At 69.4% G+C, this 25,203-nt stretch carries 26 protein-coding genes and 3 pseudogenes; 13 read left to right on the top strand and 16 right to left on the bottom strand.

Translation table 11 applies throughout. The features are described from left to right. Positions 1-76: 76 nt before the first annotated feature. Positions 77-1,180, top strand: a complete 1,104-nt coding sequence (locus JWP54_RS10145; protein ID WP_297371280.1) for a DNA alkylation repair protein — start codon at positions 77-79, stop codon at positions 1,178-1,180. Between the two features lie 28 nt (positions 1,181-1,208). Here JWP54_RS10145 and JWP54_RS10140 read toward each other — a convergent pair whose 3' ends face one another. Beyond that, entirely contained in the window at positions 1,209-1,559 is a 351-nt protein-coding gene (locus JWP54_RS10140; protein ID WP_297371278.1) for a metalloregulator ArsR/SmtB family transcription factor, read from the bottom strand. A 97-nt stretch (positions 1,560-1,656) separates the two neighbouring features. Here JWP54_RS10140 and arsB point away from each other — a divergent pair, with 97 nt between their 5' ends. The 5 genes and pseudogenes from arsB to JWP54_RS10115 all read left to right on the top strand — a co-directional run bounded on the left by arsB (position 1,657) and on the right by JWP54_RS10115 (position 5,028). After that, positions 1,657-2,769 carry an ACR3 family arsenite efflux transporter gene (arsB, locus tag JWP54_RS10135; RefSeq protein ID WP_297371275.1) on the top strand — a complete coding sequence of 371 codons (1,113 nt, stop codon included), beginning with the start codon at positions 1,657-1,659 and terminating at the stop codon, positions 2,767-2,769. Positions 2,770-2,794: 25 nt separating this feature from the next. After that, a complete protein-coding gene (locus JWP54_RS10130) occupies positions 2,795-3,205 on the top strand; it encodes an arsenate reductase ArsC (protein ID WP_297371272.1) in 411 nt (136 codons plus the stop codon). Positions 3,206-3,316: 111 nt separating this feature from the next. Further along, positions 3,317-3,849: pseudogene (locus JWP54_RS10125) on the top strand (methyltransferase domain-containing protein); the annotation flags it as partial. Positions 3,850-3,928: 79 nt separating this feature from the next. Beyond that, entirely contained in the window at positions 3,929-4,528 is a 600-nt protein-coding gene (locus tag JWP54_RS10120; protein ID WP_297371269.1) for a TetR-like C-terminal domain-containing protein, read from the top strand. An 8-nt stretch (positions 4,529-4,536) separates the two neighbouring features. Next, complete coding sequence (locus tag JWP54_RS10115; RefSeq protein ID WP_297371266.1) at positions 4,537-5,028, top strand: FBP domain-containing protein; 492 nt, start codon at positions 4,537-4,539, stop codon at positions 5,026-5,028. Here the strand turns inward: JWP54_RS10115 and JWP54_RS10110 are convergent. The 3 genes from JWP54_RS10110 to JWP54_RS10100 all read right to left on the bottom strand — a co-directional run bounded on the left by JWP54_RS10110 (position 5,025) and on the right by JWP54_RS10100 (position 8,926). Then, positions 5,025-5,771: a glutamate-cysteine ligase family protein gene (locus JWP54_RS10110; RefSeq protein WP_297371263.1), complete on the bottom strand. Its 747-nt coding sequence runs from the start codon at positions 5,769-5,771 to the stop codon at positions 5,025-5,027. The two genes, JWP54_RS10115 and JWP54_RS10110, sit on opposite strands and share 4 nt — an antisense overlap. Positions 5,772-5,894: 123 nt before the next feature. Further along, positions 5,895-7,406, bottom strand: coding sequence for an amidohydrolase (locus JWP54_RS10105; RefSeq protein WP_297371259.1), 1,512 nt, complete (start codon positions 7,404-7,406; stop codon positions 5,895-5,897). Positions 7,407-7,441: 35 nt separating this feature from the next. Next, complete coding sequence (locus JWP54_RS10100; protein WP_297371256.1) at positions 7,442-8,926, bottom strand: cytosine permease; 1,485 nt, start codon at positions 8,924-8,926, stop codon at positions 7,442-7,444. 132 nt (positions 8,927-9,058) lie between these two features. Here JWP54_RS10100 and JWP54_RS10095 point away from each other — a divergent pair, with 132 nt between their 5' ends. Further along, positions 9,059-10,561 (top strand): PucR family transcriptional regulator ligand-binding domain-containing protein, encoded by a 1,503-nt coding sequence (locus JWP54_RS10095; protein WP_297371253.1) that lies wholly within the window; start codon positions 9,059-9,061, stop codon positions 10,559-10,561. Here JWP54_RS10095 and JWP54_RS10090 read toward each other — a convergent pair. Both JWP54_RS10090 and JWP54_RS10085 read right to left on the bottom strand, forming a co-directional pair. After that, positions 10,558-11,358, bottom strand: a complete 801-nt coding sequence (locus tag JWP54_RS10090; protein WP_297371250.1) for an isocitrate lyase/phosphoenolpyruvate mutase family protein — start codon at positions 11,356-11,358, stop codon at positions 10,558-10,560. The two genes, JWP54_RS10095 and JWP54_RS10090, sit on opposite strands and share 4 nt — an antisense overlap. An 84-nt stretch (positions 11,359-11,442) precedes the next feature. After that, the gene (locus JWP54_RS10085; protein ID WP_297371247.1) at positions 11,443-12,096 is read right to left on the bottom strand and encodes a DNA-3-methyladenine glycosylase; all 654 of its coding nucleotides are present in this window, start codon (positions 12,094-12,096) and stop codon (positions 11,443-11,445) included. Between the two features lie 149 nt (positions 12,097-12,245). Between JWP54_RS10085 and JWP54_RS10080 the strand changes: the two genes are divergently transcribed. Beyond that, positions 12,246-12,515 (top strand): hypothetical protein, encoded by a 270-nt coding sequence (locus JWP54_RS10080; RefSeq protein WP_297371245.1) that lies wholly within the window; start codon positions 12,246-12,248, stop codon positions 12,513-12,515. Positions 12,516-12,750: 235 nt separating this feature from the next. On the opposite strand, the gene map is transcribed toward JWP54_RS10080, so the two are convergent. The 8 genes and pseudogenes from map to JWP54_RS10040 all read right to left on the bottom strand — a co-directional run bounded on the left by map (position 12,751) and on the right by JWP54_RS10040 (position 18,237). Next, positions 12,751-13,527, bottom strand: a complete 777-nt coding sequence (map, locus tag JWP54_RS10075; protein ID WP_297371242.1) for a type I methionyl aminopeptidase — start codon at positions 13,525-13,527, stop codon at positions 12,751-12,753. A gap of 68 nt (positions 13,528-13,595) precedes the next feature. After that, positions 13,596-14,924, bottom strand: coding sequence for an MFS transporter (locus JWP54_RS10070; RefSeq protein WP_297371240.1), 1,329 nt, complete (start codon positions 14,922-14,924; stop codon positions 13,596-13,598). A gap of 72 nt (positions 14,925-14,996) precedes the next feature. After that, entirely contained in the window at positions 14,997-15,503 is a 507-nt protein-coding gene (locus JWP54_RS10065) for a GNAT family N-acetyltransferase (RefSeq protein ID WP_297371237.1), read from the bottom strand. Positions 15,504-15,512: 9 nt separating this feature from the next. Next, positions 15,513-15,998, bottom strand: coding sequence for a 2'-5' RNA ligase family protein (locus JWP54_RS10060; protein ID WP_297371234.1), 486 nt, complete (start codon positions 15,996-15,998; stop codon positions 15,513-15,515). 4 nt (positions 15,999-16,002) lie between these two features. Beyond that, positions 16,003-16,405 (bottom strand): annotated as a pseudogene (locus tag JWP54_RS10055) (SRPBCC family protein). Positions 16,406-16,447: 42 nt separating this feature from the next. Further along, positions 16,448-17,212, bottom strand: a complete 765-nt coding sequence (locus JWP54_RS10050; RefSeq protein WP_297371231.1) for an SDR family oxidoreductase — start codon at positions 17,210-17,212, stop codon at positions 16,448-16,450. Beyond that, a complete protein-coding gene (locus JWP54_RS10045) occupies positions 17,209-18,084 on the bottom strand; it encodes a zinc-binding dehydrogenase (protein ID WP_297371228.1) in 876 nt (291 codons plus the stop codon). Before JWP54_RS10045 ends, JWP54_RS10050 begins: the two co-directional genes overlap by 4 nt. A 3-nt stretch (positions 18,085-18,087) precedes the next feature. Next, the gene (locus tag JWP54_RS10040; RefSeq protein ID WP_297371225.1) at positions 18,088-18,237 is read right to left on the bottom strand and encodes an alcohol dehydrogenase catalytic domain-containing protein; all 150 of its coding nucleotides are present in this window, start codon (positions 18,235-18,237) and stop codon (positions 18,088-18,090) included. A 144-nt stretch (positions 18,238-18,381) separates the two neighbouring features. On the opposite strand from JWP54_RS10040, the pseudogene JWP54_RS10035 reads away from it, so the two are divergent. Further along, positions 18,382-19,522 (top strand): annotated as a pseudogene (locus tag JWP54_RS10035) (enolase C-terminal domain-like protein). Here JWP54_RS10035 and JWP54_RS10030 read toward each other — a convergent pair. Further along, positions 19,459-20,232 (bottom strand): FadR/GntR family transcriptional regulator, encoded by a 774-nt coding sequence (locus JWP54_RS10030; protein WP_297371222.1) that lies wholly within the window; start codon positions 20,230-20,232, stop codon positions 19,459-19,461. The pseudogene JWP54_RS10035 and the gene JWP54_RS10030 overlap by 64 nt on opposite strands. A gap of 191 nt (positions 20,233-20,423) precedes the next feature. Between JWP54_RS10030 and dnaK the strand changes: the two genes are divergently transcribed. From dnaK to JWP54_RS10010, 4 genes are read left to right on the top strand one after another with little or no spacing between them, the layout of a single operon-like run. After that, positions 20,424-22,289, top strand: coding sequence for a molecular chaperone DnaK (gene dnaK / locus JWP54_RS10025; RefSeq protein ID WP_297371219.1), 1,866 nt, complete (start codon positions 20,424-20,426; stop codon positions 22,287-22,289). Next, a complete protein-coding gene (locus JWP54_RS10020; protein WP_297371216.1) occupies positions 22,289-22,969 on the top strand; it encodes a nucleotide exchange factor GrpE in 681 nt (226 codons plus the stop codon). The genes dnaK and JWP54_RS10020 overlap by 1 nt, the downstream gene beginning before the upstream one ends. Then, positions 22,962-23,969, top strand: a complete 1,008-nt coding sequence (locus JWP54_RS10015) for a DnaJ C-terminal domain-containing protein (RefSeq protein WP_297371213.1) — start codon at positions 22,962-22,964, stop codon at positions 23,967-23,969. Before JWP54_RS10020 ends, JWP54_RS10015 begins: the two co-directional genes overlap by 8 nt. A 9-nt stretch (positions 23,970-23,978) precedes the next feature. Next, positions 23,979-24,392: a MerR family transcriptional regulator gene (locus JWP54_RS10010; protein ID WP_297371210.1), complete on the top strand. Its 414-nt coding sequence runs from the start codon at positions 23,979-23,981 to the stop codon at positions 24,390-24,392. Positions 24,393-24,399: 7 nt separating this feature from the next. On the opposite strand, the gene JWP54_RS10005 is transcribed toward JWP54_RS10010, so the two are convergent. Continuing rightward, positions 24,400-25,179, bottom strand: a complete 780-nt coding sequence (locus tag JWP54_RS10005) for a helix-turn-helix domain-containing protein (RefSeq protein WP_367274212.1) — start codon at positions 25,177-25,179, stop codon at positions 24,400-24,402. Positions 25,180-25,203: the final 24 nt, after the last annotated feature.

Raw genomic sequence — 25,203 nt, 5'->3', positions numbered from 1 at the left:
GGCGGCCCCGGATGCGGACGCCGCCACAGCGCGGTGTGCCACGCTGGAGATCCGTTCCTTCACTGCCAGGAGTCCCATGCCCTTCGCCGACGAACTTCTCGCAGCGCCCGCCGCGCGGGCGCTCACCGCGGCGATCCAGGCCGCCGCCCCGCACGCCGCGCTTCCCGCGCTCGCCGCCGCCGCCGAGGCGCTCGACCCGCTGTCGCTGCGCGAGCGCAGCGACCTGCTCCGCGATGCCCTGCTGGCCGACCTGCCCGGCGACTACGACAGCTTCGCCGGCACCATCCGTTCGGCGCAGGCCGGCGCCCTGCCGTTCGCCGGCTGGCTGATCTGGCCGGTCACCACGGCCATCGCCGTGAAGGCCATCGAGGCCGGCACCGACGCCGCGTTCGATGACGGCATGCGGATGCTCGCCGCGCTCACCCCGCGGCTCACCGCCGAGTTCGCCATCCGGCTGCTGCTCGCGCACGACTTCGCCCGGGCGATGCCGATCGTGCAGTCCTGGACGACCGCGGCCGACCCGGATGTGCGCCGGCTGGCCTCCGAGGGCACCCGCCCGTTCCTGCCCTGGGCCATCCGGGTGCCGGCGATCCTGGCTGACCCCACCGCGACCCTGCCCGTACTGCACGCGCTCTACCGCGACGAGGATGAGGTGGTGCGCCGCTCGGTGGCCAACCACCTCAACGACCTGAGCCGGCTGCAGCCCGAACTGGTGGTCGCCACCACGGCCGCCTGGCTGGCCGCGCCGGACGAGAACACCGGCCAGCTGGTGCGGCACGCGCTGCGCACCCTGGTCAAGAAGGGCAACCCGCAGGCCCTGGTCCAGCTCGGCTTCCACCCCGCCGTGGTGGACGTGCACGGGCCGGAGCTGGATGCGCAGACGGTGGTCTTCGGCGGCACGATCGGCTTCACCATCGGCATCCGCAACGCCGGCACCGAGCCCACCCGGCTGGCCGTGGACTACGTCATGCACCACCAGAAGGCCAACGGCAGCCTCACCGGCAAGACCTTCAAGCTCGCCACCGTGACCCTGGCGCCGGGCGAAGACGTGCAGTTGACCCGGTCGCACTCCTTCCGGGCGATCACCACCCGGCGCTACCACCCGGGCGCGCACGCCCTCGAGGTGCAGGTCAACGGAGTGGTCTCGGGTCGGGCCGAGTTCACCCTGTTGGCGGAGTAACCGACGCCGGGGCCTGCGATGGAGCAGATCAGACGGTGACGAGCAACTGTGCGATCGAGTCCAGCGCCCCGGGCACGAGCCGGTAGTAGGCCCAGGTGCCGCGCTTGTCGCGGGAGAAGATGCCGGCGTCGACGAGGATCTTCAGGTGGTGCGAGACCGTGGGCTGCCCCAGGCCGAGCGGTTCGGTGAGATCGCAGACGCAGGCCTCGGAATCCTCGTGCGCGGCCACCATCGAGATCAGGCGCAGCCGGGCCGGGTCGGCGATGGCCTTGAGCGTGCGCGCGAGCTTGTCGGCGCCCTCGGCGCTGATGGTTTCCCGAGTCAGGGGGGCGCAGCAGGCGGTGACGTCGGTGAGAGGGAGGAGCTCGGTGAACGACATGGGTCCATCCTCGCAGATAAATTGACAAGCGTCGATGTACGAGGCTACTTTGTATCGACGGTGATCAATGTTCGCCGTCGTCAACGTTCGGAGCCCGATGACTTCCCCCTCCGCCAGCACGCCGCCTGCGCGGCTCAGCACGGTCGACCGGTACTTGCCTGCCTGGATCCTCGCGGCGATGGCGGTCGGTCTGGTGCTCGCGGTGTTCGCGCCGGCGGTGGGGGAGCTGCTGCACTCGTTCCAGGTCGGGTCTGTGTCGGTGCCGATCGCGGTGGGCCTTCTGGTCATGATGTACCCGGTGCTGGCCAAGGTTCGCTATTCGGATGCGCGGGCGGTGGCCGGCGACCGGTGGCTGCTGATCTCGTCGCTGGTGCTGAACTGGCTCCTGGGGCCCGCGCTCATGTTCGCCCTCGCCTGGATCCTCCTGCCCGACCTGCCGGAGTATCGCACCGGGCTCATCATCGTGGGCCTGGCCCGCTGCATCGCCATGGTGCTGATCTGGAACGACCTCGCCTGCGGCGACCGGGAGGCCGCCGCGTTCCTCGTCGCGGTGAACTCGGTGTTCCAGGTTCTCGCCTTCTCGGCACTGGGCTGGTTCTACCTGCAGATCCTGCCCACCTGGCTGGGCCTGGCCACGACCAGCGCGTCCTTCTCGTTCTGGGCGATCACGCTCAGCGTTCTCGTGTTCCTCGGCATTCCCCTGGCCCTGGGCTATCTCTCCCGCCGCGTCGGCGAAGCCACCCGCGGACGTGACTGGTACGAGGAGCGGTTTCTTCCCAGGGTGAGTCCGTTCGCTCTGTACGGCCTGCTCTTCACGATCGTCATGCTCTTCGCCCTGCAGGGTCAACAGGTTCTCGACCGGCCGCTGGACGTGGTGCGTATCGCGCTGCCACTTCTGGTCTACTTCGTGGTGATGTTCGTGGCCGGATACCTCGCCGGCCTGCTCATCGGGCTGACCTACGAACGCACCACCACCCTCGCCTTCACCGCAGCCGGCAACAACTTCGAGCTGGCCATCGCCGTGTCCATCGGAACGTTCGGCGCCACCAGCGGGCAGGCGCTCACCGGAATCATCGGGCCGCTGATCGAGGTGCCCGCCCTGGTCGCCCTGGTCTATGTTGCGCTGTGGCTGCGCCCCCGGCTCTTCCCGTCCCGCATCGACGAGCCGTCGGATGCGGCGGCCCGGCACCTCACTCCCGAACGTGTCTGACCCCACTCAACCAAGGAACCCGCTCATGACCGACAAGCCCACCGTCCTCTTCGTCTGCATCCACAACGCCGGCCGCTCGCAGATGGCCGCGGGCTACCTGACGGCCCTCTCCGGCGGCGCCGTGAACGTGCGCTCCGGTGGTTCCGAACCCGGCACCGAGATCAACCCCATCGCGATCCGGGCGATGCGGGAGGAGGGCATCGACATCAGCCAGGGCGTGCCCCAGCTGATGACTACCGAGGCCGTGCGGGCCTCCGACGTCGTGATCACCATGGGCTGCGGCGACGTCTGCCCGATCTTTCCCGGCAAGCGCTACGAGGACTGGGAGCTGGCCGACCCGAAGGGCAGGGGGATCGACGAGGTCCGCCCCATCCGCGACGACATCAAGGCCCGCGTCACCGCTCTGCTCACCGAACTCCTCCCCAGCCGCGACTGAATTCGACCGAAGGAGCACATCATGACCGCGACATCCGACGCCACCGAAAAGGCCGAGATCACCGGGCGCGTCCGGCAGCGTTACGCCGCTGCGGCGCTCCAGCTCACCGACGTGTCCGGCACCGCGAATGCCTCCTGCTGCGTGCCCACCGATCTCGGGAACGGCGACGTGTTCGGCTCCATCCTCTACCCGACCGGCGAGGGCGCCGAGATCCCGCGGAGGCGCTTCTGGCCAGCCTGGGCTGCGGCAACCCCACTGCCGTTTCCGACCTCCGAGCCGGCGAGACCGTTCTCGACCTCGGCTCCGGCGGCGGCATCGACGTGCTGCTCTCGGCCCGGCGGATGGGCCCGACCGGGTTCGCCTACGGCGTCGACATGACCGACGAGATGCTGGCCCTGGCGCGCGCCAATGCCGTCACGGCCGGCGCCACGAACGTCGAGTTCATCAAGGGGCAGATCGCGGCCATCCCGCTGCCCGAGAAGAGCATCGACGTCATCATCTCGAACTGTGTGATCAATCTCTCCGCCGACAAGGACGCCGTCATCACCGAGATGTTCCGGGTGCTCAAACCAGGCGGACGCCTCGGAATCTCCGACGTGGTCGCCGAAAACCCTCTCAGCGACCAGGACCGCGTCGACCGCGGCCACGGCGCCATCGTGAAGGCCGCAAAACCCGGTTAACTATAGGGTGTAGGTTATTAACTACACCGGATAGGGAGAGTGCATGAAGCGTCCGGGACTCACGGAAGCCAGGCTTGCCGAAGCTGCCGCCGAGCTGGCCGACGAGACCGGGCTGGCCACCGTCACGATCTCCGCCCTCGCCCGCCGCTTCGACGTGCGGCCGGCGAGCATCTACTCCCACGTCACCAGCCTGGATGCCCTGCTCGATGCGACCACTGCCCTTGCCCTCCGCGAACTCGCCGACAAGCTCGCCGAGGCACTGCCGGGCAAGTCCGGGCGCAGCGCCCTGTTGGCGTTCGCCCACACGCACCGCGACTATGCACGAGCGCACCCCGGCCGGTGGCAGGCGGCAGCGCGCCGGGTCGCCCCCGGGAACACGGCCGCCGACGCCGGCGGCCGGATTGCCCGGTCGGCGCGGGCCATCATGAGCGACTACGGCCTCACCCCCGACGACGAAGTCCACGCGGTGCGCTTGCTCGGCAGCGCCATCAACGGCTTCGTGGCGCTCGAGGCCGGCGGCGGCTTCGACCACTCCACCCCGCCTGCCGCCGACAGCTGGACCCGGGTGCTCGACGCCGTCGACACCTCGCTGCGCAACTGGCCGAGGGCCGACCCGCACCCCACCGACCGCTCCATCGATTGAGACCTTGCATGCTGCCTCTGACGCCCGAAACCATCAAGACCTCGTTCGTGAACGCCTCCCGCAAGGTCGTCGCCGACATCACCCTCCCGCCCCGATTCGCCGAGGTCGACTGGACCGAACTGGACTACTTCGGCTGGATCGACCCCAAGATGAAACGGCGTTCCTACGCCGTCGTGCCCCTCGACGGCGAACCCGTCGGCATCGTCCTACGACAGGCGGATGCGTCACCGCACAAGCGCGCCCAATGCTCGTGGTGCCGGGACGTCAGGCTGCCCAACGAGGTGGTGCTCTACAGCGCCCAACGGGCCGGCGCCGCGGGCCGGAACGGCAACACCGTCGCCACCTGGGTGTGCGACGAATTCCAGTGTTCGCTCATCGTGCGGAAGCTCGCGTCCCTGGCCTACATCGGCTTCGACGTGGCTTCGGCGCGCACCGAGCGCATCGAGATGCTCCGCCTCCGCTCGGCCGGCTTCATAGCGGAGGTCGTCAACGCCGGTTAGGTGAAGGAGCTCTCGTACACGGCCCGCAGGCCGGGAAGCCCGCCGGCATGGAACGCGCGCTGCTGCGTTTCCGCGCCCGTTCCGGTCTGCCAGAGCCGGTCGAGCAGCTCAACCACCCGGGGCCGGTCGCCGGCGGCATCCAGAACGTCACTGACGTGGCGCAGCAGGGCGTCGGTCACCCGCACCTCGAGCGTGGGATAGCGCTCGGACAGTCGGGCGTGCCAGGCCACCGTGGCCCGGTCGACGGTGCCGCCCACTCCCACCAGCCGCTCCACGCGGCGGTTGCCGGTGAGCACCATCAGGGTGGGCAGCCAGACCCGGGTGCGGTTGAGGGCGCGCACGCCGGCCTCCCGATCCGGCACGCCCACATGCACCTGGGTGGCGCCGATCTGGTGGTCGTCCAACACTCCACGGGCCTCCGCGCCGAGTGCGCGGTATCGGGGGGTGGCGGTGACGGTGGGCGTGGCCGCTTCGAACGGGGTGCCGGTGCCGGCCGGGAGGACCCCGTGCCGACGGGCGGCTACCGCGACATCGGCCCGGCACGCGACCAGGTCGCTCTCCGCCTCGGCGAGCTCCGTGCAGACCACCGTGGCCCGTTCGAGTTCGAAGGCAAGGAATTCGTGGGTCAGCTGGCCGTCCTCCTGTGGCGGCAGATCGTCCAGGACCGCCTCGGCCAGGCTAACCGGCTGAAGAGTGCCGGGATCTACGAGGAAATATTCCTCCTCGACGCCGAACGTCGTCATGCTCCCCGCCCCACTGTCCGAAGGTCTCGCCTGGCTCGGGATCATGGATCCGCGCGGGCTCGAACACGAACATCCTGACACCGCCCGGCGGCAAGGGAAACCGTGGCGCCGGGCTGGCGCACATCAGGCGTGCGTGTGCCCGCTGAACCGGTGGATCTGTGACGGAGTGTTCATGGCCCGCTGGTACATCTGCGTGAACGGGGCCGCGAAGACGCTGTTCGCGGCGTCGAGGCGGTCCTGCCAGGCGCGCAGTTCCACCAGCCGCTCCCCGAGCTCGGCGCGCACGGCCGCCTCGTCGATCGTGGTGATCGTGCCGTGGTCGACCACGATCCGGCCGGCCACCATCACGGTCTCGATGGAGGAACCGTTCTCCGAGTAGACCAGCTGCACGTCGAGCTTCTGCCGGGGCGTGAAGGCCAGGGTCTCCAAATCGAAGATCACGAGGTCGGCCTGCTTGCCGGCCTCGAGCGACCCGATCGTCGCCTCCCGCACGGCGCTGCGGGCGCCGCCCAGCGTCGCCGCGTGCAGCACCTCGCCCACGGTGGGCCAGGCGGTGAAGTCTGGCTCGGTCACCTTGTGCAGCAGGGCGGTGGCCTTGATCACGTCGAGCAGCCGCGGGGAGTCGCTGCTCGAGCAACCGTCGGTGCCGAGCCCGAGGTTCACGCCCGCGTTCAGCAGTTCCCGCCACGGGGCGATGCCGGAGCCGAGCTTCATGTTCGAGATCGGGTTGTGCGAGACGGACGCGCCGGCATCCGCCACCATCTCGATGTCCTCGGGGGTCAGCCAGATGCCGTGCGCGAAAGTGGTATTGCGCACCAGCGCGCCGATGCCCGACAGGTACCTGACCAGGGACTGGCCGTACTTCTCGGTGCCGGTGACCAGCTGGGTCTTGGTCTCCAGCACGTGGATGTGGAACTCCGCGTCGAACTCCTTCGCCAGCGCGGTCGCGCCCACCAGCACATCCTCCCCGCAGCGCTGTGGGGCCGACGGGGCGACCATGTATCGCAGCCGGCCGTCGCCGCGGCCGTCCAGGGTCTCGAACGCCCGCCGGCTCAGCGCCAGGTACTCCGCCGCGGTGGGCACGGTGAGGGTGCGCACCTGGGCGGCCACCGCCGGCGGCAGGTACTCGTCCATGAACGGGAGCGTGTCGGTGAACGGTTTGCTGATGATGTGGCCGCTGATATTCGCCCGCACCCCCACCTCGTCGTACGCGTCGAAGACGGCGGTGAGCTGCTCGAAGTCCTGGTCGGGGTTCTCGAGCACGTCGTCGACCAGGGTGGTCACTCCCGACTTCAGCGACTCGATCGCGAACAGCTTGCTGCGGAGCGCAATCAGGTCGGGTTCCACCCGGCTGTTGCCGAGGATCGGGTAACACAGCGCCATCCACAGTTCGAGCGGCAGGTTGTCGTAGCGGCCCTTGTACAGCGCCTCCCAGGAGTGGGTGTGTGCGTTGACAAGCCCGGGGATGACCAGCTTGTCGGTGCCGTTGATCACGGTGTCGCCGGCGACGGGTTCGAGGGTCGGAGCGATGCTCTCGATCACGTCGTCGACGATGCGGATGTCGCGGCGAACCGGGTCGCTGCCCGAGACGGGGTCCATGGTGATGACGGTGGCGTTCTGGATGAGGTACGGCATGGGAACTTTCGAGTCGGTGGAGCGGGTGCGAGAGGCTACGCGGGCAGGTTGCTGAGTTCTGAGTCGGCCGGCGCCGGGGTGGCGACCACGGCGCGCTGCCTGGTCAGCCAGACGCCGTGGCTCGTGCGGGCCAGGAGGTAGTAGCTGAGTGCGGCGCTCAAGCCGCCGGCCAGCCAGGACAGGTCGATGCCGCCCAGCAGCGCCGACACCGGGCCCTGCAGCACCGCGACGGAGCTGCTCAGGAACAGCCAGGTGAAAATCATGCCGATCAGGAAGGAGACGAGGGCGCGGCCGCCGATGTCGGCCATCCGCTTGCCGCCGATCGGGTCGAAGACGAACCCGAAGTCGGTGGAGCGGCGGTCGAAGACGAAGTAATGCACCATCATGACGCCGGCCCACGGGGCGACCCAGGCGACGATGCCGATCAGCCAGGCGTCGAGCACGGCGGCGACATCCTCCTGGAAGATGAAGACGATGCAAGCGATGAAGGCGAGCGCGCCCATCACGACGTTGAGCACCCGGCGGGGCACCTTCACGTCGAGGGCCTGCACGGCGAGGCTGAACGAGTAGATGTTGAGCACGTTGGTGGCGATCGGCCCATGCAGCACCAGCAGCAGCACCGGGATGGCCAGGGCGCCGAAGTTGCTGACGATCAGCTCGCCGGGGTCGACGCTTCCGTTGGTGGTGGCCAGGGTGGCGCCGAGCAGGCCGAGCCAGACGACCGGGATGAACTGGCCGAGGGCGCTGGCGAAGAACAGCTTGCGCTTGGGCTGCTTGGGGCCGATGAAGCGGGAGTAGTCGCCGGCGTAGGCGAGCCAGGTGATGCCCCAGCCGATGCCGATGGCGGTCATCACGATGGACATCGCGACGAGTCGTTCGGTACCGGTGAGGCCGACGCCGGCCGGTCCGGCGTAGTTCCAGTCGATGTCGATGAAGAACCAGGCGAACACCGACATCAGCGCGAGCACGACGAGGGTGGGCGGCACGGTCCAGCGTTCGAACGCGGCGATGGCCTTGTAGCCGGCGAGGGCGATGGCCACCTGAACGGCCATGATCAGGGCGGCGACGGCGATCTTCCAGGCGTAGTTGGGCTCCTCGGGGTTGAGCCAGCCGAGCTGGCCGAACAGCGCGATGACCAGGTCAAGCACGATCCAGGTGTTCACCGCGCACCAGCCGATCACGACGCCGGCCTGGATGGCGGCGGGCACATAGTTGCCACGGCGGCCGAAGACGGCGCGGCTGAGCAGCAGGCCCGTGACGCCGGTGCGCTGGCCGAGGAGCACGAACAGGCCGAAGATCGCCATGCCCACCACGTTGCCGGCGATCAGCACGGTCATGGTGTCCCACAGGCCCAGGCCCATTTGGATGCCCAGGGCGCCGAGCACCCAGTTGATCGGCGCGATGTTGGCGCCGGCCCAGATCCAGAACTGCCCGGACATGCGGGCGGTGCGCTGGTCCTCGGGAATGGGTTGAAGGCGGTCTTCGACGTCGTGCGTGCCTGAACTCGAGGCGGCGGTCATGGCTACTCCTCAGAAGGGTGAAAGTGTGGGGGCTCGGTGCGAGCTCGTGACTCAGTTTGCGAGGGCCGTATTTCCTGCGCCCGCGATGTTGTGTAAATTCGTCGTGACGCGGATTGGACAGAACGTATGGTGATGACGGTGCGGCAGATTTTCGAGGATGCCTACTTCTTCGCGGCGGACCCCACCGTGGTCGCTGGCTTCGCGCACCTGGATTCGCCGTTGCGGTGGGTGCACGCGAGCGAGCAACGGGACATCGCGCCGTTGCTCCGCGGCGGTGAGCTGGTGCTGATGGAGGCCGTGAACCTCGCGGCCGACACCGCCACCGATTCCGATCGAACCGCGTATCTGCGGGCCCTGCACGGCGCCGGGGTGGCCGCCCTTGCGATCGAGCTGACCGGCCGGATGCCGCAGGTCCCGCTGCAGATGGTGGAATGCGCCACCGAACTGGGGCTGCCGCTGATCGCGCTGGGGCGGCGTATCCCGTTCGTGCAGATCTGCGAGAGCATCAACACGCAGCTCGCCGACAGCTCGCTGGTGCGGTTGCGCTTGGCGGACAGTATGTCCATTGCGCTATCGGGCACGGTGCGGGAGCTCACCGAAATCCCGGCGATGCTCGCCGTGCTCAGCGCGCAGACGCACGCTGAAGTAGTGCTGATGTCGCTCTCCGGCGAGGAAATCGGCCGCGCCGCGGGCCCGGGCGGGCCGGTGTTGCCGCTGTCCTTTTCCGCCCCGGTCAGCTTCGGTGGGACCGTCGTGGCGCACCTCACCCTGCGGCCCAGGGAAGAGGCCGATATCTACCTCATCAATGCGGCGCTGGAGCGGGCGCCGGAACTGCTGGCGATCGCGCTGCTGCAGCTGCGCCCGCCGAGCATCGACGACCGGCTGATCGGCCAGTTCTTCGCCATGCTCAACGCGGGCGTGCCGGCGGAGGCGGCGCCGGAGCGTTTGCCGGAGATCGCCGACAGGCTGGGCGTGCCCGCCGCCGGCGCCTTTGTGGGCATCGTCGCCGACCTGTCCGGGGACATCCAGTCGCTACGGGCGGTGCGGGCGGCGCTCGACGGTCAGGCGCCGGGGCAGTTGAGCCACCTCGTCGGCACCGACTTCATAGTGATCCTGTGGTGCGCGGACCGCCTGGAACTGGAGAAGCTGCGCTCCGTTGTGCGCGCTAAACTGGACGACCTTGTGGCCGGCGGGCTGCCCGCGATCGTCGGCATCGGACCGGGCGGCTCCGGCCGGGCCAACCTGGTGCGGGAGGTCGCTGCCGCCCGGGGCGCCGTCGCCGCGGCCGAATCCTCGGCCGGCGGGCTGGTCGCGGATGCCCGTGAACTCGCCTTGCCCCGGCTCGTGCGCATTCTGGGTGGGCTGCAGGCCCAACCGGCGCTGGACGCCTTCGTCGAAGAACAGCTCGGCGCCCTGAAGGCCCTCGATCCCGACTTGCTGGCGACCGTCGCGGCCCTCATCGACAACTGGGGCAGCAAGACCGCGGCAGCGCGAGCGCTCGGCGTGCAGCGCCAGACGTTGCATCACCGCATCACCCGGATCGAGGGCGTCGTGGGACCCCTCTCGAGCCTGGGGGCGAGCACCGCACCGCTGGTGGCCGCCGCCCTGCTCGATCGGGTGCTGCAGGAGAATTAGAGCTTGAAGGGGAAGCCGAGGTCTTCGGGGTAGTCGCCGAGCGCGGTGAGCGTCGTGGCTGCACGCTGCAGGGAGGCGAGGGCCAGGCCGAGGGTGCCGGGGCCGAAGCTGACCCGGGAGATGCCGAGTTCGGCCAGGCGCCCCAGCGGAACCAGGCCGGGCGCGCCGATCACGGAGATGCGCCCGTTCACCTCGTCGAGGGCCCGCTTGACCTTGTCTTCATCGGAGAGGCCGAGAAAGAAGATCACGTCGGCGCCGGCGTCGAGGTATGCGTTGGCGCGCTCGACGGCCTCGGCCCATTCGCCGCCGCCGGCCAGGGTGTCGACGCGGGCGTTGATCACCAGGGGGACCCCGGCGGCTTCGGCGCCGGCACGGGCCGCGGCCACCCGAGCGGCGGCGGTCGGAATGTCGTACTGCGGGGCCTTGGCGGCGCCCACCGAGTCCTCCAGGTTGATGCCTGCCGCGCCGGCTTCCTCGATGAGGCGACGGACGTTCGTGGCCACGCCCGCGGCATCCGCGGCGTAGCCCTTTTCGAAGTCGATCGAGACCGGCAGCTCGGTGGCGCCGGTGATGATGCGGGCGGCGATGATCGCTTCGTCGACGCTGAGGCCTTCGCCGTCCTGGATGCCGCGCACATTGGAGACCGAGTGCGAGGCGCTGGCGAGCGCCTTCACGCCGGGGGCCTCTGAGACGATCTTCGCGGTGATGGCGTCCCACACGTTCGTGACGATGAGCGGCGTGCCGGGCACATGCAGTGTGTTGAGGAGTTCGGCCTTCTGGATCACTGAATTGGTCATGGCATCAGTCTGCCCGGCTCCCGGCGACGCGTGCCAGCGAATGTCGGACAATGACGCACTACTCAGCGCAGTGCCAGAGTGCACTCAGGTTCGCGGTCGCGCGGCCGCCGGCTTGTAGGCCGATACCGACGGCTCGCCGGGCAGCCAGTAGCGCCAGGGAAAGGCGACCCCGTCGCCGCTCGGGCCGCTCAGTCCCACCCGGGCGCCGGTGGCGTGCGGCAGCACCGCGAGGGTTTCCGGCAGCCAGACGCTCCACTGCCCGCCGAACAGGTCGGCGCCGTCGACGTCCCTGGTGGCGGCCAGGCATTGGGCGACGCAGGCCGGGCCGCGGGCCAGTTGCCAGTCGGGCAGCGGGCTGCTGCGCGGCTTGGCCTCGCGTCGGGCCCGGGCCAGGTCGGCTCCGAGCACCACTTCCCCGGCCCGCACCAGACAACCGTACGGCTGCCCCACCTGACCGGTGACCAGGTTGACCGCGTGGTGCATGCCGTAGGTGAAGTAGCAGTACACGTGCCCGGCCTCGCCGAACATGCTCGCGGTACGCGCGGTCTTGCCGCGGAAGGCGTGGGCGCCCGGATCGCGCTCGCCACCGTACGCTTCCACTTCCGTGAGCCTGATGGCGACGGTGCCGTCGGCGTCCGTGCGCGCCAGCACCGTGCCGAGCAACTGGGGCCCGACGACCAGCGAGTCGCGGGCGAAGAAGTCGCGGGTCGCCGGCACGAAGCCGGGTAGGAGGTTCATTGCACCACCCTAATCCGGGCGGGCCGGCGTAGCCGTACCGCCGGCACCGGCTTCGCCCCGGCGGGCGTCTCGTTCGGGCCCGTGTGGTGTCACGCGGTATACAGTCGGTGGCTTTGGCCCTAGCCTGAGGTGTTGGTTGAGGAGGCGCAGTGCAGGCAGTCACACTCACCATTGGCGAACGCCCGTTCCGGTTGCGCTTGACCACCGACGTGGCCGAGCTCTCTGCCCGCCTCACCACCGCGGTGCGGGCCGGCGGCGGCATGGTGGAGATCCCGGTGTGCGGCGAGGGCAGCAGCGTGACGGTGCTGGTGTCGCCTGGCGTGAGTGTGGTGCTGGAAACCCGCAAGGTCGAACCGGAGCAGATCTTCGATGAGGCTCGGATCATGCCGTGGCTGCCCGCGGACGACCTGGAGTTCTAACTCGGTCGCTTTCCGATTCCGGTCCGACGACGAGCGTGGTTGTATGCAACTTGGCGGGCTGGTCGGCGGAGGTGTTCCCGATCACCGGTACTCGCCACCACGCCGCTGCGCTAGCCGCGCCGCGCGGGTCAGGCGCCGCTACGCCCGTGGCACGCCACCCGCGTAGCGGCGCAGCACCCGCGTTGCGCAGGTGGCGGAGCCGGGCTGGCTGCGCAGCGCGGGTCAGGCAGGCGGACTAAGCCGCCGGCCGGGGCCGGGTGAGCACGAGCGGCCCGGTCTCGGTGATCGCGATGGTGTGCTCGGAGTGCGCGCCCCGGCTGCCGTCGGCGCTGCGCAGGGTCCAGCCATCCCGGTCGGTCTTGAGCTTGTCGGTGCCCTGAAGGAACCAGGGTTCGATCGCGATCACCAGACCGGGTCGGAGCGGATAGCCGCGGCCCGGCCGCCCGTTGTTGGCCACGTGCGGGTCGCCGTGCATGGTGCGGCCCACGCCGTGGCCGCCGAAGTCGAGGTTGACGCGCAGGCCCGCCGCTTCGGCCAGGCTGCCGATGGCGTGTGAGATGTCGCCGATCTTGTTGCCCACCACGGCCGCGGCGATGCCGGCGGCCAGCGCGTCTTCGGTGAGCTGGATCAGCGCGAGGTCTTCGGCGCGGGCGGTGCCCACCACCACGCTGACCGCCGAATCGGCCACCCAGCCGTCCACGGAGGCCGCGAAGTCCAGGGTGAGCAGGTCGCCGTCGGCGAGGGTGTAGTCGTGCGGCTTGCCGTGCAGCACCGCGTCGTTCACCGAGGTGCAGAGGACATAGCCGAACGGGCCGCTGCCGAACGATGGCGCGTAGTCGAGGTAGCAGGACTCGGCTCCGCGCTGCCGGATCAGGGTGTGCGCGTAGGCGTCCAGCTCCAGCAGGTTCATGCCGACCGCGGCCCGGGCCTTCAACGCCGCCAGGGTGTCGGCGACGAACGCGCCGGCCGCCTGCATCTCGATGATCTCCGCCGGGGTGCGCAACTCGATCATTCCGCCACCTTTCCTATCGTGTGAACTGGCGCACCGGTTGCGGCGCCACTCCTAGTGTGGCGGATGCGTCAGGCTGGCTGGACCCGCCGAGCCTTCACCGGCAGCAAGAACAGCAGCCCGACCAGCAGCACCAGCACGATGCCGAGGATGCCCCAGTAGGTCTCGCCGAAAATCGTCACCATGAGCGCGAACGCGGTGGGGGCGAGGAAGCTCGCCGCCCGGCCGGTGGTGGCGTACATGCCGAACACCTCGCCCTCCCGGCCGGCCGGGATGAGGCGGGCCAGGAACGTGCGGCTGGCCGACTGGGCGGGGCCCACGAACAGGCAGAGCGCGAGGCCGGCGGTCCAGAACACGATCTGGCCGCCGTCGTGCAGCAGGAAGACCAGGCTGCCGCTGACGATCAGGCCGATCAGGGCGGTGACGATCACGGGCTTGGCGCCGAGCCGGTCGTCGAGCACGCCGACGCTGATGGTGGCGATGCCGGCGACCACGTTCGCGGCGATGGCGAAGATGATGACCTCGCCTGGGGAGAAGCCGAAGGCGGAGGCCGCGAGCACGCCGCCGAAGGTGAACACCCCGGCCAGGCCGTCGCGGAAGATGGCGCTCGCCACGAGGAAGTACACGGTTTGCCGGCTGGTGCGCCAGAGCGCGGCCACGTCCCGCCCCAGCTCGACGTAGGACCGCAGGACGTTGACCCTGGCGCGGGCCTGGGCATCCGGCGCCTGGTTCTCGGGCACCCGAAGGAGCAGCGGCAACGCGAACAGGCCGAACCAGGCCGCTGAGACGAGCATGGCCACCCGCACGTCGAGGCCGTCGTCACCGGTGACGCCGAACAGGCCCACCTCGGGACCGATGAGGCCGAAGTACACGATGAGCAACAGCACGATGCCGCCGATGTAGCCCATGCCCCAGCCGAAACCGCTGACCTTGCCGATGGTGCGGGGAGTGGACACCTGGAAGAGCATGGCGTTGTAACTCACCCCGGCCAGCTCGAAAACCACGTTGCCGGCGGCCAGGAGCACCAGGCCCAACAGCAGGTATTCGGGCGACGGGAGCACGAAGAACATGCCGGCGATCATCGCCACCACCAGGAAGGTGTTCACGCCGAGCCAGAACTTGCGCCGCCCGGACGAGTCGGAGCGGGCGCCGGTGACCGGGGCGAGCACGGCGATGAGGAACCCGGCGATCGCCAGGGCCCAGCCCAGCTGGGCGGCGATGACGTCTTCGTCGCCGAACGACGAGCCGGTGAGGTATACGGCGAAGACGAACGTGGTGACGACGGCGTTGAACGCTGCCGAGCCGCAGTCCCACAGGCCCCAGGCGAGGACGGCGGCGCGGGTGGGGGTGCCTTCTGAGGGCGCGGCGGCGGCGCCGTTGCCGTCGAGGATCTCGGTCATGGTGCCACCCTAGGGCCGGGTGGTGAACAATGGGCGACGGAGCCGTGCGAGTCGCCGCGCCGCCCGCCGGAGCTAGGGCTGCGGGGCATCCGCCTCGAGGGAGCGGTGCATCACGTGCAGCCCCACGAAGCCGTGCCCGGGGTGCCGGAAGGCGCCGGGGATGGTGGCCAGGATGCGGAACCCCAGCGACTGCCAGAGGCTGACGGCGTTGGTGTTGGTCTCCACGACGGCGTTGAACTGCATGGCCCGGTAGCCCGCGTTGGCAGCCTGCTCCAGCACATGACCGGCCAGGGCACGGCCGATGCCGCGGCCTGCGGCGTGCGATGCCACCATGAAGCCGGCGTTGCAGACGTGGCCGCCGGCGGCCGGCTGGTTGGGGTGCAGCTCGGCGGTGCCGAGCACCCGGTCCGCGTCAGCCGCCACGAACACGCGCCCGCCGGGCTTGCCCATCCACCAGGTGCGCGCGTCGGCCTCGCTGGTGTCCCGTGGCCAGCAGTAGGTCTCGCCCGCCGCTACGACGTCCCGCAGGAACGGCCAGATCTGTGCCCAGTCGCCCTCCCGGGCCTCCCGTATCTCCATCCCCCTAAATTAGCGCCCTGGGGAGAGGGGGTAGGCAGCCAGGACCGTGCGGCCGGCGGCGTGGGCGCGGGGAAGCATGTCCACCAGCGCCAGCTGGGTGAGGGTGAGGGTGTCGCCGGGGTGCACGCGGACGGGCGGTTTGTGCGTGATGTGCGCGCGGAAACCAGGGCCGGTGAAGGCGGGCTCGTCCGGCTCGGCGGCGAACGGTCGGAGAGCTGCCACCAGAGTGCGGTGCAGCGCCGTGAGCTCGTCGTGCGGCTGGATCAGCGAGACGGGAATGTCGTGCCGGCGCCCGAACAGCTCGTCGGCGCCGGCGACCACCGTGAGGGGCGGCTGGGTGCCGGCGGCGGCGGCGATGGCCGCCGCGAGCGCCTCGGCAGGCGCATCGGTGAGGAACGGCGGCAGCACCGTGATGTGCAGCGGCCAGCCGGCGACGGGGAAGCTGGACCCCACCCGAAGGGGCGCCACCGGGAGAACGATCACGAGTCGGGGCATCCCGTTACGATTCGCGGGATTGGACGGACTCGAGGACCAGTGGATCCGTGCAGCCTCGCGCGAACCCCTGGATCCGGCGGTCGATGTCGCGCTGCAGGATGATCGCGCCGAGGCGTTCGGCCACGGGGGCCAGCCAGCGCGGCTTGCAGGCGAAGTTGTAGCGCGTCATCTTCATGCCGACGTTCGACGGCGGGTGGTACGAGACGTACTCGCTCTCCATCCGGAAGCCGAAGCGCTGCACCGTGAGGGTGCGCACGCCCTTCGCCGGCGCGACCGCCGCGCCCAGGAAATGCTGCGTGCGAATGAACAGATCCCAGCGCAGCCGGATCGCGCCCGCCCGTCTGCGAGACCGCGAACGCGGTGGCGACGTCGACCGGAACGACGCAACGGGATTCAACGACGGGCATGCCCCATCCTGACACGGCGGCCGCGGCGAGCAGGCAGGCGTGTCATCGGGCCAGCCAGCCACCATCGACGGGCAGCACGACGCCGGACACGTAGTCCGAGGCGGCGCTGGCCAGGAACACGGCGGCGCCGCCGAGGTCGGCCGCCCGGCCCCACCGGCCCGCGGGAATGCGTTCGAGGATTGACCTCGAGCGGTCCGGATCGTCCTGCAGGGCCTGGGTGTTGTCGGTGGCGATGTAGCCGGGGGCGATCGCATTCACGGTGACGCCGTGTCCGGCCCACTCGTTCGAGAGCGCGCGGGTGAGGCCGGCGATGGCCGACTTGGACGCCGCATAGCCGGGAACGTTGAGCCCGCCCTGGAAGCTGAGCAGCGATGCGGTGAAGATGATCTTCCCGCGGCCGCGGCCGACCATGCCGCGGCCCACCGCCTGGCTGAGCGCGAACTGGCTGGACAGGTTCACCTCGAGCACCCGGTCCCACGATTCCAGCGGATGCACCATGGCCGGCGACCGCTCGATCGTGCCGGCGTTGTTCACGAGGATGTCCACGGGGCGATCCAGGCCGTCCAGCCAGTCGGCGAAGGCGAGCACGGCGTCCCGGTCGGTGAAGTCCACGGCCCGACCGGTGAAGGAGCGCCCGAGCGCGGTCACGCGTTGTTCGATGGCACTCCCGGCGGTCTCCAGGGTGGCGCTGACGCCGATGATGTCGGCGCCCGCGCCCGCGAGCGCCTCGGCCATCGCAAAGCCGATACCGCGTTTGGCGCCGGTGACCACCGCGAGGGTGCCGGTCAGGTCGAACAGTGCCGTCACGCTCCGACCTCCGCCTGGCAGTCGATCAGGATCTTCATGGCGTGGCCGCGGGCGAGGGCCTCGAATGCGCCGGACGCGCGGCTGATCGGTTCGATCCGGGTAATCAGCAGGTCGGCGGGGATCACCCCACGAGTGAGCAGTTCCACTGCGGTCTCGTAGTCGGCGCGCTCGTAGACCCGGGCGCCGATGATTGTCAGTTCCCGCCAGAACACGCGCTGCAGATTCACCGGGCGGGGGTCGGGGTGGATGGCGACGATCACCAACCGTCCCCGTACCCGGGCCAGCTCGGTGGCGCCGAGCACAGCGGCAGCGGCGCCGGACACCTCGAACACCACGTCAGCGCCGACGCCATCGGTCCACTCGGCCACCCAGGCCACCTGGTCAACGACGCGCGGGTCGAGCACTGTGAAGCCCAGGTCGGCGACGGCCTGGCGGCGCCCGTCATCGAGCTCGACCACGACCACGTCGCCGCCGAACTCCCTGGCAGTGGTGGCGATCAGCACACCGATCGGGCCGCCGCCGATCACGACGGCCTTTTCACCCGGTACCAGGCCGGAGCGCCGCACGTCATGCACCGACACCGCCACGGGTTCGACCAGGGCGGCGTGGTCGAGGCGCAATTCGGCGGGCAAGGCCACGAGGACGTCGACGGGCACGTTCCAGTACCCCTGCAGCGCACCGGGGGAGTCGATCCCGATGAAGTCGAGATTGTGGCAGATGTGCGGACTGCCGGCCACGCAGGCCGGGCAGGTGCCATCCCAGGCCAGGGGCATCACCGTGACGGCGTCCCCCACGCTCCAGCCGGCCACGTGGTCGCCGAGTGTAGCGATGGTGCCGCTCATCTCGTGGCCGAGGATGGCGGGAGTGGCCACGCGCTAGTCCATGTGACCGAGCAGGATGTGCAGGTCGGTGCCGCAGATGCCCGCATAGGCCACCTTGATCTGCACCATCCCCGCGGCCGGTGCCTGCGGCTCGGCCTCCCGGACATCGATGGTCTGATTGCCGACGTAGTTGGCTGTGAGCACAAGATCTCCTTTTATTCCTGAGTTGACCCGGTACCGCGCCACCGTCCCGGCCGAGCTGTGGGCCGAGCTGCGCGCTGCCGGGCTGCTTCCAGCCGACACCACGGCACCCCCGAATCTGTCAGCACCCCACCCTCAGGAGATCCCATGACCACCATCACGTCCGTCGACGTCGTCGACGTGCGCTTTCCCACATCGCTGAGCATGGACGGCTCCGATGCCATGAACAATCCTGCACACCGACGACCCCGAGCTGGCCGGGTACGGATTCACCTTCACGATCGGCCGGGGAAACGACATCTGCGTGCTGGCCGCCCAGCAGCGGGCGCTGCCGCTGATCGGGCAGGACGTCGACATCCTCGTCGGTGACCTCGGGGCCACCTACCGCGGCCTCACGTCGGACTCCCAGTTGCGGTGGCTCGGCCCGGCGAAAGGTGTGGAACACCTGGCCATGGCCGCCGTGATGAACGCGGTCTGGGACCTGGCCGCGCGGAAGGCCGGCAAACCGTTGTGGCGCCTGCTCGCCGAGATGGAACCGACCAGGGCCGCACGTATCGCCGAGCTCGAGGGCACCGGGTACCCCTGTTACACCACCAGCGCCGGCTGGCTGGGCTACTCGGACAAGAAGCTGCGCCGGCTCTGCCAGGAGGCCGTGGACTCGGGCTACCGGCACATCAAGCTCAAGGTGGGCAGCAACCTGGATGACGACATCCGTCGCCGGCGCATCGCCCGCGAGGTCATCGGCGACGACGCGAACCTGATGATCGATGCCAACCAGGTCTGGGATGTCCCGGAGGCCATCGAATGGGTCACCGCGCTCGCTGAGTTCAAGCCGCTCTGGATCGAGGAACCGACCAGCCCGGACGACGTGCTCGGCCACGCCGCCGTGCGCCGGGCGGTGGCGCCGATCGGAGTCGCCACCGGAGAGCACGGCATGAACCGCGTGCTGTTCAAGCAGATGTTCCAGGCCGAGGCCATCGACTTCTGCCCGCACGCCGGCGGCGTCGGCCTGTGTGAACTGGTGCAGCACCGGTCCGCTTTCGACTACGTGGCCGTCTCCGGCTCCCTCGACGGGCGGGTCACCGAGTACGTCGACCACCTGCACGAGCACTTCACCGACCCGTGCATCGTCGAGAACGGTGCATACCGACTGCCCGCACTGCCCGGTTACAGCGCGCAGATGCACGCCGACTCGGTGGCTCGGTTCGCCTTTCCCGACGGCGGCTACTGGTTGTCGACGGGCTCGGGCAGGGCCTCGGCCGAGGTTGTGGAGTCTGCCGCGGTCTGAGTCCGCAGGAAGTCTTCCACGGCGAGCAGGTGGACTCCCATGCGCAGGCGGGCGGTGTCCGGGTCGTGGTTCGCCACGGCACGGAGCACCGCCCGGTGCTCGGCGTGCGTGGTGTGCTCGGCGCCATCCTCGCTGATCGCTCGCCACATCCGGCCGCGCACGGTGCGGCTGGCCAGGGCCTCGATCAGGGCTTCGAGCGCCGGGTTGCCCGAGGCCCTGGCGATCACCCGGTGGAAGGCGATGTCGGCATCCATGATGGCGTCGTGGTTGACCTCCGAGCCCGCGAGCAGCGGTTCGACGATTGCCAGAATCGCCTCGGCCTCCGCGATCGTCGCCGGATCGATGCGCACGGCCGCCTGCGCGGCGGCCTCGGATTCGAGCGCCCGCCGAACGGATTGAAGGTGCACGCTTCCTTCCGGGGTCTGCAGGTCCACCAGGAACCCCATCGGCGCCAGGAGCAGGCTGGAGTCCAGGGAGGTGACATAGGTTCCGTCACCCTGCCGGGTCTCCAACACTCCCATGATGCAGAGCGCGCGCACTCCCTCGCGGAGCGAGCCGCGTGAGACGCCCAGCTCGGCGGCGAGGTCCTTCTCGATCGGGAGGCGGGCTCCGGCACGGAGCACACCGGTGATGATCATCCGTTTCACCCCGTGCACCACCACGTCGGTCTGCGAGTGCGCCACGTGCGGGGAATCGGCCGGGGTAGTCATCGGATCATTTTACTCGCAGCCCGCCGGTCGTGTGCGGTGAGCCGTGAAGTTGCTGGGAGTTGAGCCAGAGTGACTCAAGTCTGCGTCGCTCGGCTTGACTCGATTTTCGGCCGGTGCCACACTTGAGTCTGCAACACTCAAGTCTTAGAAACAGGCCTTGAACCCAATTCTTTTGAAGGAGATACTCTCACATGGCTCGTGCAGTCGGCATTGACCTCGGAACCACCAACTCGGTGGTGGCCGTACTCGAGGGTGGAGAACCCACCGTCATCGCAAACGCTGAAGGCTTCCGCACCACGCCTTCCGTGGTCGCGTTCACCAAGGACGGCGAGGTACTGGTCGGTGAGACCGCCAAGCGCCAGGCGGTCACCAACGTGGACCGCACCATTTCGTCGGTGAAGCGCCACGTCGGCACCGACTGGACCGTCGGCATCGACGACAAGAAGTACACCCCGCAGGAGATTTCCGCCCGCATCCTCGCCAAGCTCAAGCGCGACGCCGAGCAGTACCTGGGCGACAAGGTGACGGATGCCGTCATCACCGTCCCCGCCTACTTCAACGACGCCGAGCGCCAGGCCACGAAGGAAGCCGGCGAGATCGCCGGCCTCAACGTGCTGCGCATCATCAACGAGCCCACCGCGGCCGCCCTGGCCTACGGCCTGGACCGCGGCAAGGAAGACGAGCTCATCCTGGTCTTCGACCTCGGTGGCGGAACCTTCGACGTCTCCCTCCTCGAGGTGGGCAAGGACGACGACTTCAGCACCATCCAGGTGCGCTCGACCGCCGGCGACAACCGCCTCGGCGGCGACGACTGGGACCAGCGCATCGTCGAGCACCTGATCAAGCGCTTCAAGGACTCCACCGGCGTCGACGTGTCCAAGGACAAGATCGCCAAGCAGCGCCTCAAGGAAGCCGCGGAGCAGGCCAAGAAGGAACTCTCCTCGAGCATGTCCACCAGCATCCAGCTGCCCTACCTCTCCCTGACGGAGAACGGCCCGGCCAACCTCGACGAGACGCTCACCCGCGCCCAGTTCGAGAAGATGACCGAGGACCTGCTCGACCGCACCAAGAAGCCGTTCCAGGACGTCATCCGTGAGGCCGGCGTCAAGGTCGAGGACATCGCGCACGTCGTCCTCGTCGGTGGTTCCACCCGCATGCCGGCCGTGTACGAGCTCGTCAAGGCCGAGACCGGTGGCAAGGACCCGAACAAGGGCGTCAACCCGGACGAGGTCGTCGCCGTCGGCGCCGCCCTGCAGGCCGGCGTGCTGAAGGGCGAGCGCAAGGACGTTCTGCTCATCGACGTCACCCCGCTGAGCCTCGGCATCGAGACCAAGGGCGGCATCATGACGCGCCTCATCGAGCGCAACACGGCCATCCCCACCAAGCGCAGCGAGACCTTCACCACGGCCGACGACAACCAGCCGTCCGTGGCCATCCAGGTCTTCCAGGGCGAGCGCGAATTCACCCGTGACAACAAGAACCTGGGCACCTTCGAGCTCACTGGCATCGCTCCGGCCCCGCGCGGCATCCCGCAGGTCGAGGTCACCTTCGACCTCGACGCCAACGGCATCGTGCACGTCTCCGCCAAGGACAAGGGCACCGGCAAGGAGCAGTCGATGACCATCACCGGCGGAACCGCGCTGGGCAAGGAAGACATCGAGCGCATGGTGCGCGAGGGCGAAGAGCACGCCGCGGAGGACAAGCGCCGCCGCGAAGCCGCCGAGACCCGCAACACGGCCGAGCAGCTCGCCTACTCGATCGAGAAGCTGATCAAGGAGAACAACGACAAGCTGCCCGAGGACGTCAAGTCCGAGGTCCAGGGCGACGTCGACGCCCTGAAGTCCGCTCTCGCCGGCGACGACGACGACGCGGTGAAGACCGCGTACGACAAGCTGAACGAGAGCCAGGGCAAGCTCGGCGAGGCCATCTACGCCTCCAGCCAGGCGGATGCCGCTGCCGGTGAGTCCGAGACGGCCGCGCCGGCAGACGACACCAAGTCGGATGAAGACGTTGTCGACGCCGAGGTTGTCGACGACGAGGACGAAGCGAAGAAGTAATGGCCGACTCCACGCGTCCGGACGACCACGTTCCGGAAGAAGAGTCAGCCGCCGCTGCCCGGGCGCCCGAGTCGGGCGCCCCCGCGGCGGAGACCGACGCTGAAGCCGAACTGGCCGCAGCGGTCGGCGCGACCGAGGCCTCGGAGGTGAAGCAGGGCGATGAGCCCGACACCGACGACGCCGCGAGCGCCGAAGGCATCGAGGAAGACGAGCTGACCGTGCAGGACATCCTGGACGCGGCCGACCTTGAAGCCTCCGACCCGTCGAGTGAGCACCTCGCCGACCTCAAGCGGGTCACCGCGGAGTACGCGAACTACCGCAAGCGCACCGAGGCCAACCGGGAGATCGAGCGCGAGCGCGTCACCGGAGAGGTCGCCAAGGTGCTGCTGCCGGTGCTCGACGACCTGTACCGGGCCGAGAAGCACGGCGACCTCGAGGGCGATTCCGCCTTCGCGACCATCGCCGCGAAGCTGCGCGCCAGCACGGAGCGGATCGGTCTCAAGCCGTACGGCTCCGTCGGCGACGTGTTCGACCCCACGGTGCACGAGGCCATCTTCCAGCAGCCCAGCGCTGACGTGGAGGTGGAGACCGTCGGCGATGTGGTCGAGACCGGCTACTACCTCGGATCCTCGCTGTTGCGGGTGGCCAAGGTCGTCGTGCAGGTACCGAGCGATGGCTAGCCAGGACTGGTTCGACAAGGACTTCTACAAGGTTCTCGGGGTCAGCAAGGACGTCTCCGCGGCCGACCTGAAGAAGGCTTACCGCAAGCTCGCGCGCAAGTACCACCCGGACTCCAATCCGGGCAACGCGGCGGCGGAGGCCAAGTTCAAGGAGATCAGCGAGGCACACTCGGTGATCGGCGACCCCGAACAGCGTAAGGAGTACGACGCCGTGCGCGCCATGGGCGGTGGAGCTCGCTTCACCGCCCCTGGCCAGGGTGGCCAGCAGGGTGGGTTCGATGACGTCTTCGGCGGCATGTTCGGTGGGGGTGGCGCCCGGCAACAGGGCTACTCCTACGAGCAGGCCGGTTTCGACGACATCCTCAGCGGCATGTTCGGGCGGGGCGCCCAGGGCGGCGGTGGCCGGTTCGGCACCTCCACCGGGGGTTTCCGCGGCCAGGGCGGGCCGACCCGGGGACGTGACGTGATCGCGTCCACCACGGTCGACTTCATCACGGCCACCCAGGGCGACACGATCACCCTGCAGACGCAGGAAGGCCGGCCGATCAAGGTCAAGATCCCGGCCGGTGTCGCTGACGGTCAGAAGATCAAGCTGCGCGGGCAGGGGCAGCCCAGCCCGGACGGCGGCGAGAACGGTGACATCGTGCTCACCGTCACCGTGCGCAAGCATCCGGTGTTCGAACGCGAGGGCCTCAACCTGCGTGTGAACGTGCCGGTGACCTTCGTCGAGGCCGCGCTCGGCGCCACCATCGAGGTGCCCACCCTTGGCGGGCCCCCGGTGAAACTGCGCGTGGCCCCCGGCACCCCGAGCGGCCGCGTACTGCGGGTCAAGGGGCGCGGCGTCGTCACTCCCAAGGGCTCCGGCGACCTGCTCGCCGTGGTCCAGGTGGCCGTGCCGTCGCACCTCTCCAAGGATGCCGAGGAGAAACTGCTCGCCTTCAGCGAGGCCCTGCCCAAGGAGAACCCGCGCGACGAACTGTTGCACCGGGCCAAGGGATAGTCGACCGCCATGGACGAGAACACCCGGGTCTTCGTGATCAGTACTGCCGCAGAGCTTGCCGGGATGCACCCGCAAACCCTGCGGCAGTACGACCGTCTGGGACTGGTCAGCCCCGGCCGCACCCCGGGTCGCTCGCGTCGCTACTCGATGCGCGACGTGGCCCGGCTGCGGGAGATCGCGGACCTGGGCGCCCAGGGCGTGAGCCTGGAAGGCATCCGGCGCATCCTCGCGCTGGAAGATGCCGTGCGCACCCTGCAGACCCGGGTGGGCGATCTCGAAGCGGCCCTGGCCGACGAGCTGCTGAACCGTCCCGGTCGCCGCGTGTTCGCGGCCGGTCCGGCCGGCGACGTCATCTCGATGCGCGCCGGCACCCGCACCCGCCGCTCCAACCAGATCGTGATCTGGCGCCCCCTCGAGAAGTAGCTCGCGGTCAGGCGGGCGCTGCCGTGAGCGCCTGCAAGCCGGTCACTCGCAGCAGATCGAGTTTCTGTTCGTCTGCGCTGCCGGGCACGACCGTGTAGACCACGATGCGCAGGTCGCCGCCGGGCACGGTCAGGACGTCGCAATCGACGGTGATGGGTCCGACAGCGGTCCCGGTGACGGTCTTCCGGCTCGAGCGGTGCTCGGCGACGCGTGCTTCGCCCCAGCGGCGTTCGAAGTCGCCCGACGCGGTGCGCAGCCGCGCCACGAGCTGCGCCAGGGCGGCGTCGTGCGGGTACTGGCCCACGGCCGTGCGCAGGTCGGCGGTGAGATCGCCGGCGAGGTCCTCTTCGTGTTGGGCGTCGAATTCCACCCCGTCATGCCCCCAGATGAAGTGCCGCCAGACCAGATTGCGTTCGATTCCGACATAGCGCGACGGGTCGCCGGTCAGCGCGGCCCAGAGCGGGTTCCACAACAGGATGTCGTGGGAGGCGGTGAACACGGCCATCGGCACGTCTCCGAGCCTGTCGACGATCCGTTGCACCCCCGGGGTGACGTGTTGAGGGACCGTGCCCCGCGCCGGAGGGGCGACACCGGCGACCCTGTAGAGGTGGTCACGCTCGGCCGGGGTCGCGCGCAGGGCCAGGGCCAGGGCGCCGAGTAATTGCGGGGACGGGTTCACCGCCCGGCCCTGCTCGAGTCGCACGATGTAGTCCACGCTCACGCCGGCGAGGGCGGCGAGCTCCTCCCGGCGCAGCCCCGTGGTGCGGCGCCCGGCGTCGGCCGGCAGCCCGACATCCGCCGGTCGTACCCG

This window comes from Cryobacterium sp., from assembly GCF_025463825.1.
Classification (GTDB): Bacteria; Actinomycetota; Actinomycetes; order Actinomycetales; family Microbacteriaceae; genus Cryobacterium.
The sequence above is the reverse complement of the archived record's forward strand: the minus strand, read 5'-3'. Positions and strand labels throughout refer to the sequence as shown.